The organism is Pseudomonas sp. Teo4 (assembly GCF_034387475.1).
Lineage (GTDB): Bacteria > Pseudomonadota > Gammaproteobacteria > Pseudomonadales > Pseudomonadaceae > Aquipseudomonas.
In genome coordinates this window covers 2,385,902-2,400,207 of sequence record NZ_JAXCIL010000001.1, presented here as the reverse complement: position 1 = coordinate 2,400,207, position 14,306 = coordinate 2,385,902, and the positions used below count along the sequence as shown (strand labels likewise).

General features: G+C 58.7%; 12 protein-coding genes. All 12 read right to left on the bottom strand.

What is annotated here, in order from left to right; genetic code table 11:
- Positions 1-43: 43 nt before the first annotated feature.
- On the bottom strand, positions 44-301 hold the full coding sequence (locus PspTeo4_RS10825) for a PAAR domain-containing protein (RefSeq protein WP_322363732.1): 258 nt from the start codon (positions 299-301) through the stop codon (positions 44-46).
- A gap of 37 nt (positions 302-338) precedes the next feature.
- Positions 339-1,220 carry a DUF6708 domain-containing protein gene (locus tag PspTeo4_RS10820; protein WP_322363731.1) on the bottom strand — a complete coding sequence of 294 codons (882 nt, stop codon included), beginning with the start codon at positions 1,218-1,220 and terminating at the stop codon, positions 339-341.
- A 4-nt stretch (positions 1,221-1,224) separates the two neighbouring features.
- Positions 1,225-4,215: a T6SS effector BTH_I2691 family protein gene (locus PspTeo4_RS10815; RefSeq protein WP_322363730.1), complete on the bottom strand. Its 2,991-nt coding sequence runs from the start codon at positions 4,213-4,215 to the stop codon at positions 1,225-1,227.
- Positions 4,208-5,146 carry a DUF4123 domain-containing protein gene (locus PspTeo4_RS10810; protein ID WP_416196918.1) on the bottom strand — a complete coding sequence of 313 codons (939 nt, stop codon included), beginning with the start codon at positions 5,144-5,146 and terminating at the stop codon, positions 4,208-4,210. Before PspTeo4_RS10810 ends, PspTeo4_RS10815 begins: the two co-directional genes overlap by 8 nt.
- Positions 5,143-7,317 (bottom strand): type VI secretion system Vgr family protein, encoded by a 2,175-nt coding sequence (locus tag PspTeo4_RS10805; protein WP_322363729.1) that lies wholly within the window; start codon positions 7,315-7,317, stop codon positions 5,143-5,145. The genes PspTeo4_RS10810 and PspTeo4_RS10805 overlap by 4 nt, the downstream gene beginning before the upstream one ends.
- A 72-nt stretch (positions 7,318-7,389) precedes the next feature.
- Positions 7,390-7,905, bottom strand: a complete 516-nt coding sequence (locus PspTeo4_RS10800) for an Hcp family type VI secretion system effector (RefSeq protein ID WP_322363728.1) — start codon at positions 7,903-7,905, stop codon at positions 7,390-7,392.
- Positions 7,906-8,004: 99 nt separating this feature from the next.
- Entirely contained in the window at positions 8,005-8,817 is an 813-nt protein-coding gene (icmH, locus tag PspTeo4_RS10795) for a type IVB secretion system protein IcmH/DotU (protein WP_416196917.1), read from the bottom strand.
- 1 nt (position 8,818) lies between these two features.
- Positions 8,819-10,156 (bottom strand): type VI secretion system baseplate subunit TssK, encoded by a 1,338-nt coding sequence (gene tssK / locus PspTeo4_RS10790; protein WP_322363727.1) that lies wholly within the window; start codon positions 10,154-10,156, stop codon positions 8,819-8,821.
- 51 nt (positions 10,157-10,207) lie between these two features.
- Positions 10,208-10,996, bottom strand: coding sequence for a type VI secretion system lipoprotein TssJ (tssJ, locus tag PspTeo4_RS10785; protein ID WP_322363726.1), 789 nt, complete (start codon positions 10,994-10,996; stop codon positions 10,208-10,210).
- Positions 10,993-11,550, bottom strand: a complete 558-nt coding sequence (locus tag PspTeo4_RS10780) for an FHA domain-containing protein (protein ID WP_322363725.1) — start codon at positions 11,548-11,550, stop codon at positions 10,993-10,995. The genes tssJ and PspTeo4_RS10780 overlap by 4 nt, the downstream gene beginning before the upstream one ends.
- Positions 11,547-12,575 (bottom strand): type VI secretion system baseplate subunit TssG, encoded by a 1,029-nt coding sequence (tssG, locus tag PspTeo4_RS10775; protein ID WP_322363723.1) that lies wholly within the window; start codon positions 12,573-12,575, stop codon positions 11,547-11,549. The genes PspTeo4_RS10780 and tssG overlap by 4 nt, the downstream gene beginning before the upstream one ends.
- Positions 12,539-14,305 (bottom strand): type VI secretion system baseplate subunit TssF, encoded by a 1,767-nt coding sequence (tssF, locus tag PspTeo4_RS10770; RefSeq protein ID WP_322363722.1) that lies wholly within the window; start codon positions 14,303-14,305, stop codon positions 12,539-12,541. Before tssF ends, tssG begins: the two co-directional genes overlap by 37 nt.
- Between the last annotated feature and the right edge of the window lies 1 nt (position 14,306).

Genomic DNA, 14,306 nt, shown 5'->3' with positions numbered 1-14,306 from the left:
GAGTGGGCTTGCCTGCTCGTACCGCGCGGTTGCCAGACATCCTTTATTCGATCAGCCATCCCGGCTCGCCCTCGATGAGCGTGCCGCCATGGCTGGTGGTATCACCTTCCCGGGCGGCGGCGCGGCCTTCGATGAGGGTGATGGCTGAGCCTGTTTCGATGACGGCGCCGCAGCTGATTGAGTCGCCTACCCGGGCGATGGGTATACCGTTGACCGAAGCCGAGCTTGCGCCGGAGGTGACGACACCTTCGCCGTGGATAGGGCAGATGTGGGGGTGGCCTACGAGGATGATGGGTTTCATGTAATGGTCCTAGTGTTTGGAGGTAGCGGCGTGAGCCTCATTTGGTTGATTTCTCATCCGACACTTCGAAAGCTCCAGGCGGCGGTGGTGCTGCTCGGACATTGAACAGACGACAAACGCCATACCAGCAGATTGCCAGTGACAGGTTGTAGGGGAACAGCACGGCCCAGAAAGGCAGTTGCCAGAGTTTCTTGCCTTGCATTTCACCAGGCTCGCCGGTCCGCCAGGGGGCGTAGTGGCGCCAAGCTTCTGCCGGGGTTAGACAAATTGCATGGAGTGGCCTGTACCACCAGTTGGGCTCACCGGGTGGCGGTAATTTGTCTGGGCCGTGGTCCATGAAATGGCATAGGTACGCCCACACTTCGGCGACGTATTTGTTGTCTGACTCGGTGGGTTCGTTACTCTCGATCCAGAAAGAATCCCTTTGATGAATAGTTCCATCGGACCTACGAGGGGCGAATGCAAGTGCGTAATTTGTACTAAAGGATGAGCCGCCAAATTCAGTGCGCTTTAATATGCCTCCCTCGAATGCGGCCCAGTCGAAGGAAAATGACTTGGAAAAGCGTTGATAATAGAGTTTTTGGGTGGACCGATTTAAGTAAATACTGGATAGTTTTTTTATGTAAAGAATACGATAAGCTAAAAATGGGGTGAAGAGGAGCGGCGTGGATAGTAGCATGATTGTAAATGTATAGTCGCCATGGGGGTAGGTGTTTGTGGTTTCGAAAATTGCGTCTGGATAAATGAACAAGATTAGCACTACTGTCATGGCTGTATAAAGCTTTCCCATGAACACTGAGTCAGTCACCCAGGGGTTTCGTAGGCATAGTACTTTGTTTGAGATGCTGAGTTGCTGGTTTGAAATTTTCGCTCTCGCAATGTTTTTATTTTTTTGGTTGAAAATCCAGGCTACTGACATTGATTTATCTCTCTAGCTCAAGTTTTATGGAAGATTTGAAGCTGCCATCTAGGCCTTGATTTGGATGGTAGGTTAAGCGCAAAATTACTTTTTTTGCGAGTGCAATCTTGTTTTTTAAGTGAATAACTAAGCCCGCTGATGTTACGTAGCAGTCGGGTTTTGCTTGAATTTTTTCAAGTGTTCCCTTGCTGTCTTGACTGGTTAGACTAATGATCCAGTAACTCTGTCCAATAATGAACTCTCGCAATAATATTGTGAATTTTGCTGTTGGTGATGACCGAGGTTCGTTCTGGTAAAAAATCGTCGCCCAACTAGGAGGTGACCAGAATTCATTTTCGACCAATTCAGTTGAAAGACCCTCAAGTCCGAGTATTTTTGCGGTTTCGCTTGATATTGGGATTGGCGCATAGTGCTCAGCCTGCCATGCACTAATCTCCTCGCTGAGGCTGGTGTAATGCGGTAGCCTTTTTTTAAAATCTAACGTTAGATTTTTACGAATTTCGCCGTCGTTTAGACGAGAGCCGAACGTGCATCGAGCCGCCCATAGTTCTATAGGGCTGTGAAGCCGTTCGTTAGCTTTAGAGTGCAGGTAAAGTCCACCGGCTATGATTGTTGCACCTAACAATACGATACCAGCCGCAGCCCAACCCGCAAATGGAATGAAAAATGTCGGAGCGGCAATAGCAATGCTGCCTTCAAGTACCAAGGCGGATCCTATGGCGATGGTGGCTCCGCCGGAGAGTGTATAGTTACTAGCTATCCTGTCCCCTTGATCTTTTTGTCGAGAGGATTTTTCAACGTCTGAATAAAGTCCCAATAGGATTGCGGGATAACCAGATATCCGCGCAAATAGGTTGCTCCCTAGAAAACTTAGAAGTCCATTTCCAAACGCCATGCCCGGCACCGTTTTGCTCAAACGCAACATCACCGCCTTTTGCGTGGCCCGCACACTCACCAGTGTTGCCGCCGCTGCGCCGATCACACCGAAGATGGAGGCCGCAAACCCGGTGGTGTATTCCGGTGCTTCGTTGCTCTGCAAGCTGTTGTACGCCGCCTTCAACGCCACCACATTGAACCAGAGCATCCCCGCGTTCAAACCCGTCCCCGCGCTCGACGTCAGCAACCCGATGAAGTTCGGCTTGACCCGTGCGGTGGTGGTCAGCTCGACCGTGACCATCCGGCTACCCGTGACCCGTAGTCGCTTCATCTCTTCGACCTGCGCCATCCCGGTCTTCAGGTAGCGTTCCACCTCCTGACTGAACGGGTTTTCCCGTATCAGCTGGTCGGTGATCCCGTAACGCGCGGCCAACAACCCCAGGGCCTTTTCGGCATTGGCTTCCTGGGCGGCGGCCAGCACCTGTTGGCGCAGTGTGTGACTGGCATCCCAGCGGGTCTGGCCGCGCATGCGTTTGAGCACCACGGCATTGACGGACTGGGCGGTGAGGTCGGTGATGTCGGCAATCGCCGGAAAGCGGCCAACGAGGCCTTCGATGACGTTGTCGCTGCCGCCCAGCAGGGTGCCGACGGCGTCGGCTTTGTCCTTGAACGGGTTGAACGGCGCCAGGGCCATGTACAGCGGGCTGTCGTGCTGATCCAGCCAGCGCTCCAGGCGCCGGAAACGCTGGTCGTAGTCTTCGGTGCCCGGCACCGGTTGGCTCATGGGGTGGATCAGCAAGGCCAGGGCGATTTCCAGGCCTCGGGCGGAAACTATCTCGTTGCGGTCGTAGCAGGCCAGCGCTGCTGCCAAGCTGTACGGATCATCGATGTGCTGCGCTTCGGCGGTGGCCAGCCACAGGTCGTGATCGCTGATGGCCTGCATCGCGAGGGTGCGCAAGCCGTCGATGCGCTGTTCCAGTTCGTCGCGTTCGGCCAGGAACCGCTGGTACTTCGCGGTATCGATACGCTGGGCCAGGCGTGCGCCGCCGGGAGAATAGTCGGGGTGGGTCAGCGCTTGGTAACGGGCCTGCGCCTTGGCCAGCGAGCTGACCGGCGAGTCTGGCAAAAGGTCTCGTGCAACGATCTCCGGGGTGGGCACATCGGCGGGGTACAGGCTCTCCAGCGTCTTGTTCAGCAGCATGGCCACCAGGTTTCGGTGGTGAAAATCCTGGCTTTGTGCGCTTAGCCGTTCGGCATCCAGGCGGTAGCAGGCGGGCAGGCATTGCTGTGCGGGGCTCTGCGCGGGGCGGGTGTGCTCCAGTTGTTCGGACGGCATCAAGTCGCGCATCTGGTGCTGGTAGGCCGAAGCGGACAGGGCCAGGTCCAGCGCCATGCCTTCGGCGTCGGCCAGTGCTACCACCGCCGGAATTTTCGGCTGGGTGCTGGGGTAGTGTTTTGCCATGGCGCTGAGGTTGCCAATGGGCAGCAAGTCGTGGCGCGGGTGGCTGCTCCAGGTCAGCGACATGCGCCGGTCTTCCTGCTTGAAGTCCTCAACCCAAGTGGTCAGGGCGCTGACCGGCAATACGTGGGGCTGGGTGGACGGGGCCTGGTTGTTGGCAATCAGTTCGGCCATGTCCAGCTGGCGCATATGCCGTTTGCGCACTGCGGCCGAAGTGGTGATGCGGGCGGTCATGGCGTTGGTCCACAGGTGCGGGCTGTAGCCAATCCAGACTTCACTGGCGGTGTCAGTGCAGGTGTCGGCCCAGACCCAGCCCATGGTCCGGCGGGACAGGTAGGCATCGCGGCGGTGGTAGCACTCCAGGCCGCGGTAGCGCAGTTCCTTGTAACGGCCTTCGCCGTCGTATTCATGGATGACCAGCTTTTCGCCTTCGGTGCCCCTCATGAACACATAGACATACCCTGGGCGCAGGGCGCGCAAGGTGTAGGCCGAGTGCTGCAGCGGGGGGAAGCCTTGTTCCAGGTTGAAGCCGGAGTCGGCGTAACAGCAGGGTGGGGCATCGGCCCCGCGCGGGACGATGGCATAGCGCACCGGCAGGATGGGAACGCGTGCGCTGCAGGCAGGGTGGGAGACGGCGCGGCTCACGGTGGCGTCAGTCATGAGGGTTTTCCTTGCTCTGGATCAGTGCCTCCAACTCGCGGAGGCGACCTTGAGGCGATTCTTTGAGGTTGGTGTAGATGGCGGTGGCTTGGTCATCGTCGAAAAGCCAGGTGTGCCTGGCAAACAGGCGCAAAAGCGCCCCCGCCACCTCTTCATCCCGGAAATTGAGCTCTATCAACTGCGGGAGTAACGATTCAATCCATTGACGGATGCTGGTCAAAGAATTGGGAGCATGCTGCGGCATCGCCTGTACTTCATGAGCCAGGCTCAGGACAAAGTGGTCGTGTAAGCCGGCTAGCAACCGGTCCAACTCATGCTGCTGGAGGTTCAGGGGCTGTTCCGACCTCAAGCGAGCAGCAGTGGGTGAATGTTCAAGATGCTTCCACTCATGGGCCGGTCCCCAATTGATTCGCCACCCCATTCGGGACACAGGACCGAGCCAGGCCGCACGGTGTTCGTCATCCAATGCTTCCAGCCAGGCCCAGAGGTGATTGGGCTCAAACTGATGGGTGGCCAAGCTCTGGTCCGGGAGTTTGAGCTGCACGAGGCTGGTGAAGTGGTCTGCGAGCTCGGCAAGGCTCACCTCAGCATCCAGCGCAATGGCGCACCCTATGGGCATCCAGGTAGTGATGGCATGTCGAATCAGTTCTGGAGCCTCGGAGGCGTCCACCAGCAAAGGACCAAACTCATGTTCTTCGTCGAGGGCGGTGTCTTTCCATATCCAGGCGTACTGGACACAGCAGGTGACTTCGTTGATGAGATCGAGTACCGAAGGGGCGTAGGCCGGGATGATGTCGCCATCAAATGAAATGGGTCTGTAAGCCCAGTATTCGAGTTCGCGGGTCATCACCAGCAGATAGCGAAATGCATTTGCGGATAACTCGCTGGGTGGTGTCTGCTGAGTTTCCAGGAGTGTCGATGCTTCATTCATAAAGTTCGGCCTCCGAGACAGCGGCAGTCGGGAAGCGCACATGTGCCATCTGGGCGACGCCCGCATTGACGGTCGAGAGGGTTGCCTTTGGCAGGTGTGCTACTGATGGAGAAGGGGTTCGTTTCTCCCCCGGTCTTTTGCAGTAGCTGGCCTCTGATGCGGACATTCGGGCTGTCCAGAGTGATGCCTGCGTCATCGATTCGAATTGAACCCCCAGGCCCTTGGATGAGCAACGACTCAGCTGCCTGAAGGTTGTAGAGCCGAGTACGCCTGCGAATCTGCGCCTTGGCTTCCAGCTCGGCATGGCCTTCGACCTGTTGTTCCAGGTTCCCGCCGATGGTCATATGGTGGTTGGCGACTATCTGATCGATACGATGATTGCCGATGGTTTCTATGCGGTCTTTGGTGATATTGAGCGTCTGATTACGTCCCACGTCGGAGTAGGCATCTTGGCCAATGGTGACGCGCTCATCGTTACCCACAGTCTCGATGCGATCATGGCCAATGCTGATGTGCTCATCGTGCTCGACCTGTTCATGCCGATCATTCCCAACCCAAGTACTCTCATCACGCTTCACCACATTGTTCTGATCCCGCTGCGCATGAATGAACACTTCCTCACGCCCCAGCTCATCCTCGAAGCGCAGTTCGTTGAAGCCGTCGCCCTTGTGGGTCTGGCTCTTGATGGTCATGCGGGTCTTGTGTTTGGGCAGCTCGTAAGGGGGCAGCTGGTTGCCGCAGTAGGTGCGCCCGGTGATCATCGGCTGGTCGGGGTCGGCATTGACGTACTGGATGATCACGTCCTGGCCGATGCGGGGGATGGCCATCGCGCCCCAGCTGCCGCCGGCCCAGCCCTGTGAGACCCGCACCCAGCAGGAGCTGAACTCGTTGTTCTTGCTCTCACGGTCCCAGGGGAAGCTGACCTTGACCCGGCCCCACTGGTCGCAATAGATCTCTTCTCCGGGCGGGCCGACCACCGTGGCCATGTGCGGGCCGTCGATGCGGGGCTTGGGCAGGGGCTCAGGGCGCCATTCGATGAGGCCGGGCACCAGCACGGCCGTTTGAGCGTAGCGAGTCCCTTTGGTTGCGTCGGCGGCGTGTTCTTGCAGGCTGGTGAACTGCTGGCCTTCATGTCGTACGCGGGTGACGCGCCAGTGGGTGTTGTGCGCTTCGCGGGGGTGGCCTTCGAGGTTGAAGCTCAGGCCGGGTTGCAGGCGTTCGTCGTCGCCTTCCACGTCGGCGATGCGAGCATCATGGCGCAGGCCAGCAAGGCGGGTCTGGGTGAAGGGTTTGCCGACCAGGTCGCGCTTGTAGCGGCCTGGGTAGTCGAAACGTTCGTAGTCGACAGGCTGGTGCTGCGCATCGTTGCTGGACACGATCGCCACGTGCTCCTGGCGATAGGCCGGGTGGGTGAAGGTGTAGTCGCGCTGCACTTGGCGTGAGGTGCGCACCTGTTCGCTGTAACGGAAGCGGCGCAGGCACGGTTGCTGCTGTTGGCCACCACTGTTGGTGTGGTAAAGAACGGCTATAGCTTTTTCCGGTTCGTCGGCTTCGTAGAAGCCTTCGTCGTCGTTCTCCGGTTTGATGGGGTCGCGGCTGATCAAGCCCAGTGCCAGCAGCTGGTCGGAGATCAGCAGGTTGTGGCCGTTGGCGGTATGCTCGAAGCGGTAGACGAACCCTTCCTCAGCGGCCAGGCGGGCGATGAAGTCAAGGTCGGTTTCGCCCGCCTGGACACAGAACTCCCGGGGCTGATGAGCGAAGCAGGTGATCACCTTGGCCTCGGTAATGCCCAGTGCTTTGATCATCAATTCGAGAATGTCCGGCACGGTTTTGTGCTGGAAAATTCGCCAGTTGGAACGCAGCCGGGCGCGGGCCAGTCCGGGTTCTACCACCGCATGGTAATGGGTCCGGCAGAAGCCGCTGTCGCCCTGGCTGAACGTGCTGACCAGGCCATGGACATAGCGCACCGGGCGCTCGTTGCGCCACATGGTGAACAGCACGGGTTTGTCCAGGAGGTGGCCGAAGTCGACGTCGTCATCTTCGCTGACCAGCTCCAACGTCAACGCGAATGGCGTGCTCAAGGCTTCTTCGAGGATGAAGGACACCACCTCGAAGTAAGCATCGCCGACCAAGGGCTGGAAGCTGTAACGCAGATCGGATTGGGTAGGCATGTGAATTCCTTGTCCGCCGTCTGTAAGGGTGAACGCCGGGCAGGCAATACTGCCCGGGTCGAAGCGGTGGGGTTAGACGACAGGTTGACGCCAGTCGTCGGAACCTTCTGTGCCTGCGATGGTGTGGGTCCAGGTGATCTTGCGATACGACAACGACACTTCAATCAACTGGGTGAAGTTCTCGTGCTCCTTGTTCTGTGCGTGGGGCAGCACGGTGTTGATTTCAACGATGGTGGCGTCTTCAAGGCTGGTAGTGAAGAAGTGCTCCTGCTTGCCTTCCACCGAAGTGCGGTACCAGCAGATTTCGACTTTCGGGAGCCTTTCACCAGTGGTCAGCGCCTGATACATCAGCGGGGTGGCCTTGTTCAGCGAACTGGTGAAGATGAGGGGTTTGTGTACCCGTTGACCGCTGGGCTGGCCGCTCTGCGGGTCGGTCGGGACGGTGACCTGATGCTTGATTTCCTGCACCAGAATCTCATCCTCGTGCCCTTCGACAAACACGTTCCCAACCGAGTCAGCGGTAAAGGCCCCTGCGGTGATGTTGCCTTGGGTCTGGCCTTCGATTTTGATGTAAGCGGGTGTTGGCATGGCAGATTTCTCCTGCGTCCATGTGGATAAACACGCACACCACCGGTGGCGTGGCCATCGAAGATCGATGGACTTGTTGGCAAGGCGTGAGCCCTGCCGTTAATGCAAAATGCCGTTGAGTGACTGCAAAACCTGTTCGGTGATGAGGTCCAAGCGATAGCGGTAGATGCCGTAGGCCACGGCCATGGCCGCTACAGAGGCCGCTAGCGGTGTCCACCATGGCCACTCTCGGGGCATGCGGAAGTTGCGGGGGGCGACGTTCTCCAGCGCGTCTGGAAAATCCGGGGTGGGGCCGCGCAAATCTCGGATGGTCTTATGCAGGCTGACGATGATTGCCTGCAGGGCGTCGTCTCCCCTCGGCTCGATGGCGTACTTGCCTTTCAGGCCAAGGCTCAGGCAGACGTACATGAACTCCAGCACCTGCTGGAAGCGCTGGGGTTCGAGCATCATGCGCGACAGCACGGTGAAGAACTTTTCTCCGCCCCAGGTTTCCTGATGGAAGTCGCTCAGCAGCGGACGCTGGCTCCAACAGGAGTGATTGCCCCAAGGCGTGCGCATCACGGTTTCATCGAGGAAAAGACACAAGCCATACGAATAGGCCTGTACGTGGGCGGGGTCGTATCCGCGTTGGCGCATGTCCTCCACCAGCAGCAGGACTTGGTTGTGCACCTTTTTGTACAAGCCTTGGATATCGTGATGGGACTCCAGTTGTTGCAGGCGCATGGCCATGCCGAACAAGGGCATGGCAGCACCGACCATGGGGTTTATGAAGGTGTTGCGCAGTTCGAATTGCGCGTCGGCGGGGTACCCGGTTTCACCGTCGGCGGTGTGCTTGGCGCTGCCGTGGGCATGCATGCCGCCGCTGCCGACCTGAGCGGCCAAGCCCGTCTCCTGCGTGTTCTGTGCACTCATGTCATTCGCTCCTGATGGCCCATAGCTCAAGCTCGAGCCCTGGGAACTCACCGGCAAAGTGCAAGCCGAACCCGCTACTGCCCTTCATCACGCTCCAGGCGGCGTCGCGCCGGTCGAGTTCGAAGTAGCTGTAACCGGCATGGAAAGGCAGTTCGCGGGGCGCCACAGGTAGCGGTCGTAGCGCGATACCCGGCAGTTGCAGGCGCACGAGGTCAGGTAAAGCGTCCAGCGCGGTGACCTTGGCCAATTGCAGGAACTGCTGGCGCAAGGTGTCGGGTGGCAGGTTGGCACGCACCGCCAGAATGAACTCCGCCTCTTCGAGTAAGCGACGGTCTTCCAGCATCGCGCTCAATTTGCCGTATGCCTGGCGTTGAAGCGGTAGCGAAATGGCTCTGGGTTGCAACACGATGCTCAGGGTGCGGCGCAGCGTGTCTTCCAGCGGCTTGAATGATTCACGCAAGGCCGTGTGTTGATAGGCCGGATGTTCCTGCGGTAGCCGAGACTCATCGGTAAAGGTCACCAGTTCGCCACAGGCTTGGCTCATGGCGATGAACAGTTGCTCAGGGTGGGTGTGGGGTTGGCGTGCCAGATGCTGGAAACAGGGCCACCAGCGATTCATGGCCTGTAGCAGGTTGAAGTCCCGTATGTCGGCAATGCCCGACTGTCCGGAGGCGCCGATACGCATCGCAAGGTTACGCGCACGTTCGCGCAGCGTATGGGTGATTTCATCGAGGAAGCGTTTGAGCGCCGGCACTGCCTGAACCGAGACACTGGTGGGGTACAGCGCCTCGTCAAGCAGCAGGCCGCCATCCGGGCGTTTTTCCAATACCCGTGCAACGGCAAGGCGGGTGTAGGCACTGTTGTCCGCGCTCTGGCGTTTGAGTTGAAAGTTGGGAATTGCCAGGTCCACCATCACCAGGTCACCGTCGGTGCTGTGGGTGTCCTTGATTTCATGGGATTGGGCGATATAGCGGTAGTTGGCGGCGCTTTCAGGCCAGCTCACCTCTCGGCCTCCCTCGGTGCGCAGCGGCAGGCACAGGTAGACTTCGTTGCCCTGGCTCGCTTCTTCATGAAATTCCAGCGGTGGTGGCGGCGGCAAGTCTCCGGGAATATCGAACGTTGTACCGTCCGGCATGATGCCCCGTGCCCGCGTGATCGCCACTTTGCCCAGGCTCAGGTACTCGTCGTTCAATTGCAATTCGCTGAAGCCGAAGAATGCACTGTCGAGGCTACTCAGACGCTGATGCACAGCCGCTTCGCCGGCCCTCACCAGTTGCTGGAAATGCTGGGGTTTGACGAACAAGCCCTCAGGCCAGAGTACGGGGTTACGTGAGCTCATGGGGGCTCCTGATCAGGTGGGCAAAGGTGTGGAGGACAAAGGGCAGGTGCATCAGCTTTCCTCCTTGAGCAACACGTGCGAGTCGTTGAGCAGTACGGCGAGCACGATCTGGTGGCCACGAGGCGCTATACGCAGTGACTGTCGCCAGATGGCGTTTTCTTTGTCGCGGTAGTTGGCAATGACGGCGATGAAACGGGTATCCGGCTCGATGGCTGTGAACCCTACGAACTTGAATTGACCTGGCGCGAGCACGTAGTCATCGGCGCGTATGAAGGTGCTGCGCAACGCCTTGGCGGGGTCTTCGTCCAGAAGCTCATAGCCACTGTTCTGCAACAGCGAATCGTCACGCAGTTGCAGAATTTTGATGGCTACAGGTGTGGCGAGCTGCTCCGCCGATTCAGGCATCGGGCCGGGAAGTTCGGGCGGCAAGGCTGGATTGCCGTAACTGCCGGGGCTGCTTTCCTCGGTGATGGCGCGGACGGTTGCTTGCTCGTCGTCCGCGGCCACCAGGGGCGGACTTGGGAATTGGTCGTGAAGGTACTCCAGCAGGGTTTCGACTTTTCCGGTCAGTTCAAGAATATCGCCAGCATTCAGGCTGATGGCGTATGGGGCAGGTGTCGCGCCGCCGTTGTATTTTTCGGCATCGAGGGTGTGCGCATTGCTGTTTTGGGTAGGGCTGGCATGCAGGCTGAAGGCGATCTGGCTGGGTTGGTCTCGGAGTGCCCCGACGGGCACTGAAGGGTCCATCAGCACCTGGCCCAACTTACTCGCTGTGGTGCAGCCTGCAATCCCGGCCAGTGCCATCAGCACCGGCACGACAAGCAGTGGGTGCAGCTTCATGGCCTTTCTCCTTGAAGGCGGCGTTCTTGGCCTACGGGCGTTTGCGATAGTGCGTCCATGGCCGCCAGTGGGTCCGTGATGTCGGCGTGTGCGAACATTTCGCAGATGTCTGCGACAGGAGCCGACGGTGTTTTACGTGTGTCTTGCCCGTGACTGACGGGTACTTGCGCAAGGAGCGTGTCGAGGGCGCCCTGATGGGGTTTGAACAGCTCATCGAGCGAGTGCTCCAGCCGGGTTGTCTGCGCGTGTACGCAGAGCCAGACAGCCCCGACGCCAAGGCAATCACCTTCGCGCAACCGCACCGGGGAAAATGGCGCTAGCGTGAGCCGGCTGCCGTTGAGCGATGTCTGGCCACAGCGATCGATCAGGCAGTAGGTGTTCTCAATCCAGCGGATCTCGCAGTGAACGGGCTGTATCTGGTGTTCGCGGTCCTGAAGCAGCCAATCGGCCCCCAGGCTTCCGATGGTGCCGCCGCGTTTGTCGAACTGATGGCTGACAGCCTCAGCCGCTAAAACGTGCCTGGTGTTTACGATATTCAGGGTCAACAGGGTCATGCGCGCCCCCTGATCCGCACCACAGGGCTGCTGCCTTGAGCGTTGTCAATGAAGCTGGTCCAGCCCAATTGAGCACCCTGGGTGCGCTGCAAGCAAAGTGGCGTGAGTGCGTGAGGTTTGAGGCGCAGTTCCAGGTCGTAGGCCAGGCCATCGCGCAAGAGGAAGTCGATCAGGGCGCGCAATCGGCTGAAGTTCACGCCGCAGGGCAACAGCGTTTGCAGTTGCGAGAGTTCGAGGTCACTGATCAGGATGGTGAACTTGCTACTGCGGGTGAATGTGCGTTCACCCAGCACAAAGTCAGTACCCAACTGACCGTTACAGCGCCCAAGGCAAAACCGTTGTCGCCTGGCCAGGGGTACGGAGCGTCTTTCGAACTCACGGATCTGGACGGACCCGAGGTCAAAGCAATGGGCGATGATCCCGGCCACTGTACCTGGCGCGCGGCTACGGCTGGCGATGACGCCGGCAAAGCTGAGCAAACGGCTCCAGGGCAGGGCGGTTTCACCGCGCAGTTGTTCGTTGTTGAGGCCGAGCAATGCAAATACGTAGCGTGAAAACTGATCTTCAGCCAGGGTTTGGAAGCGGATGTAATAGCGGTATTTGCGCCAGATGCGGTGCAACAGACTCAGCAGGTAGTGGTTGAAAAAATCGAAGAATGCCGGGCGCAACCCGATGCCTTGCGCGTGTTCGTAGGCCAGTTGTTCCAGGTAATAGTTGGGCAATGGTGAGTCCGTGCCATGCAGCCCCAGGAACGTGGTGCAGACGCGGTAGCGCAAGATCGCTTCGCTACCTGTCGGTGATGCGAAGCGCTCTGCGTTCAAAACGTCAGCCACTGGAAATGCCAGGCTTGGGTCGCTGGCCAGCCGCAAGCGCAAGCGGGTGGCATCGTTGGGCCACCTCGGCTCCAGGTCGTCACCGTGCAAGCCATGAAGCCGTTCCAGTAACGGGAAAAAGCCGTGCTGATGGGCTTCGGCGAGCAAAGTGTCGGCTAGATCAGTGGTTGTCTGCCGGTCAGCAATGGCCATGTGTATCGCTCGTTATTGGTGGTGTTGATGACTTCCAACTGATGGAAAGAGTTGGTGCTGGCGTAGAGGGCGAAGAAGTGGGAAAGCACACAACCGAACAGGTAAAGGTCGCCTTCGCAAAGAAAGGCGTCCTGATCCAGTTTCAAGCGAGTCCGCAGGCCGCGGATAGGCAGGCCTTTGATGGTCCAGTCCAGTGGTTCGGTGTGTGCTTCACCGATGCCATCGAGGCGTTTGCGAGTGGCCCGTGCATGTTGAAGGTCATGCAGGGCGGCGAAGTCGTACGCGCGGATGACTGCTTTGAGCGGTTCGGCTGAGAGCAGCGACAGGTAATTGAGTGACAGGTTGGAGATCAGGGTCCATTGCAACTGGCCGTCCAGCACCGGCCGATAAGGGCGGGTTGGTTGGCAGATATTGCGGTAGGTGGCCAGTGGCGGGGTCGCTTCGGTCAGCAGGCTGATATCGCCGATGCCCAACCCCATCGGCAAGTCCCGGTTGGTGCAGGTCAGGTCAACGGAGGCGACCTCCAGCTGGCCGATGTACTCACTCTCATCCGCGCGTACGAAGCCTATGCGGTGGTTGACGCCGTCATCGCGCATTGACGCTTCGACCCGGCAACGGTAGTACAAGGCCGTGCGCCCCTGAACATGTTCAATTTCATGGGCAAAAGACTCAAAAGGCTGAAATACCCGCAATTGCTCAGTGTCGCTGCGGTCTGCCGAGGTTCGTGCACTGGTTACCTGGTCGATGCTGAAGATTTCGTAGGCATCCGGCTGCCGACCGCAGGGTTTCAGCGGCACGAGGCCGGTGCGGCCAGACAGGTCGATAGGCTCCGCGCTGTGCTTGAACAAATTGACTGCTGGTGTGCAGAACAAGCGGAAGTGGTTCTGGTTGACGCGGATCGACTCGGGTAGCGAACGACTGAAAGTGAACTCGATACGCACAAGATGGCTAGCCTCGTCCGGCCAACATTGCGCCAACCCAGTCAGGCTGAAAAAGTGAAAGCGTTGCGCAAAGGCAAAGTACTCCTGAATGATCCTGTAACCATCGAACACATTGGGTGGGTAGGGCAGCAGGGCTTCCTGCGGGCTGAAACCGGGAAACACAATGGCACTGGCTGGGAGCCGCTGCGCCTTGCCATTGATGGTCACGCTGATTTGCTCGAGGTATTGCGACAGCCACAGGTAAAGGGTCTGCGCACTGTGGTCGTCGCCACTGAGATGGAACTCTACGCTGTCGCAGCCCAGCGTGTTCAGGGGGCGGTCAACCAGAGGCATGAGGTCGAGGCGAATGTTTGAGCGCTCAAGTGTTTGGTTAGCGCTCGCCGCCGTGATCTTGAACGGGTGCAGTTTCACCTCGGTACAGGTCTGGTACTCGCAGCTGATGCCGTCTACCGGGTGCGAGAACAGACGCGAGCCTTTGGGCACACTGTGCGACTCACTGAGCGACTGCTCCAGTGCAGTGAACTGAATGATCGTGGCGCTTGGCAGAGGGCGAAGGTAGTTAGGCCAGAGCAGTTGCAAGATCGAGTGCGTCAGCTCCGGCAAATCGTCTTCAAGCTTCAGCCGCAGTTTTGCGGTCAGAAAGGCAAAACCTTCCAACAGGCGCTCAATGTCGGGGTCACAACTTTGCTCGCCCAGAAAACGTGCGAGCCGAGGGTTGTCCCGTGCGAAGTCAGCACCCAGTTGGCGCAAATAGCGTAGCTCTTCGCTAAAGCGGTCTTTTAACGACATG

Coding starts and splice junctions, on each gene's coding strand:
- tssF (WP_322363722.1), bottom strand. CDS start 14,305: ATGTCGTTAAAAGACCGCTTTAGCGAAGAGCTACGCTATTTGCGCCAA.
- tssJ (WP_322363726.1), bottom strand. CDS start 10,996: ATGAAGCTGCACCCACTGCTTGTCGTGCCGGTGCTGATGGCACTGGCC.
- tssG (WP_322363723.1), bottom strand. CDS start 12,575: ATGGCCATTGCTGACCGGCAGACAACCACTGATCTAGCCGACACTTTG.
- icmH (WP_416196917.1), bottom strand. CDS start 8,817: ATGAGTGCACAGAACACGCAGGAGACGGGCTTGGCCGCTCAGGTCGGC.
- PspTeo4_RS10780 (WP_322363725.1), bottom strand. CDS start 11,550: ATGACCCTGTTGACCCTGAATATCGTAAACACCAGGCACGTTTTAGCG.
- PspTeo4_RS10800 (WP_322363728.1), bottom strand. CDS start 7,905: ATGCCAACACCCGCTTACATCAAAATCGAAGGCCAGACCCAAGGCAAC.
- PspTeo4_RS10810 (WP_416196918.1), bottom strand. CDS start 5,146: ATGAATGAAGCATCGACACTCCTGGAAACTCAGCAGACACCACCCAGC.
- PspTeo4_RS10825 (WP_322363732.1), bottom strand. CDS start 301: ATGAAACCCATCATCCTCGTAGGCCACCCCCACATCTGCCCTATCCAC.
- PspTeo4_RS10820 (WP_322363731.1), bottom strand. CDS start 1,220: ATGTCAGTAGCCTGGATTTTCAACCAAAAAAATAAAAACATTGCGAGA.
- PspTeo4_RS10815 (WP_322363730.1), bottom strand. CDS start 4,215: ATGACTGACGCCACCGTGAGCCGCGCCGTCTCCCACCCTGCCTGCAGC.
- PspTeo4_RS10805 (WP_322363729.1), bottom strand. CDS start 7,317: ATGCCTACCCAATCCGATCTGCGTTACAGCTTCCAGCCCTTGGTCGGC.
- tssK (WP_322363727.1), bottom strand. CDS start 10,156: ATGAGCTCACGTAACCCCGTACTCTGGCCTGAGGGCTTGTTCGTCAAA.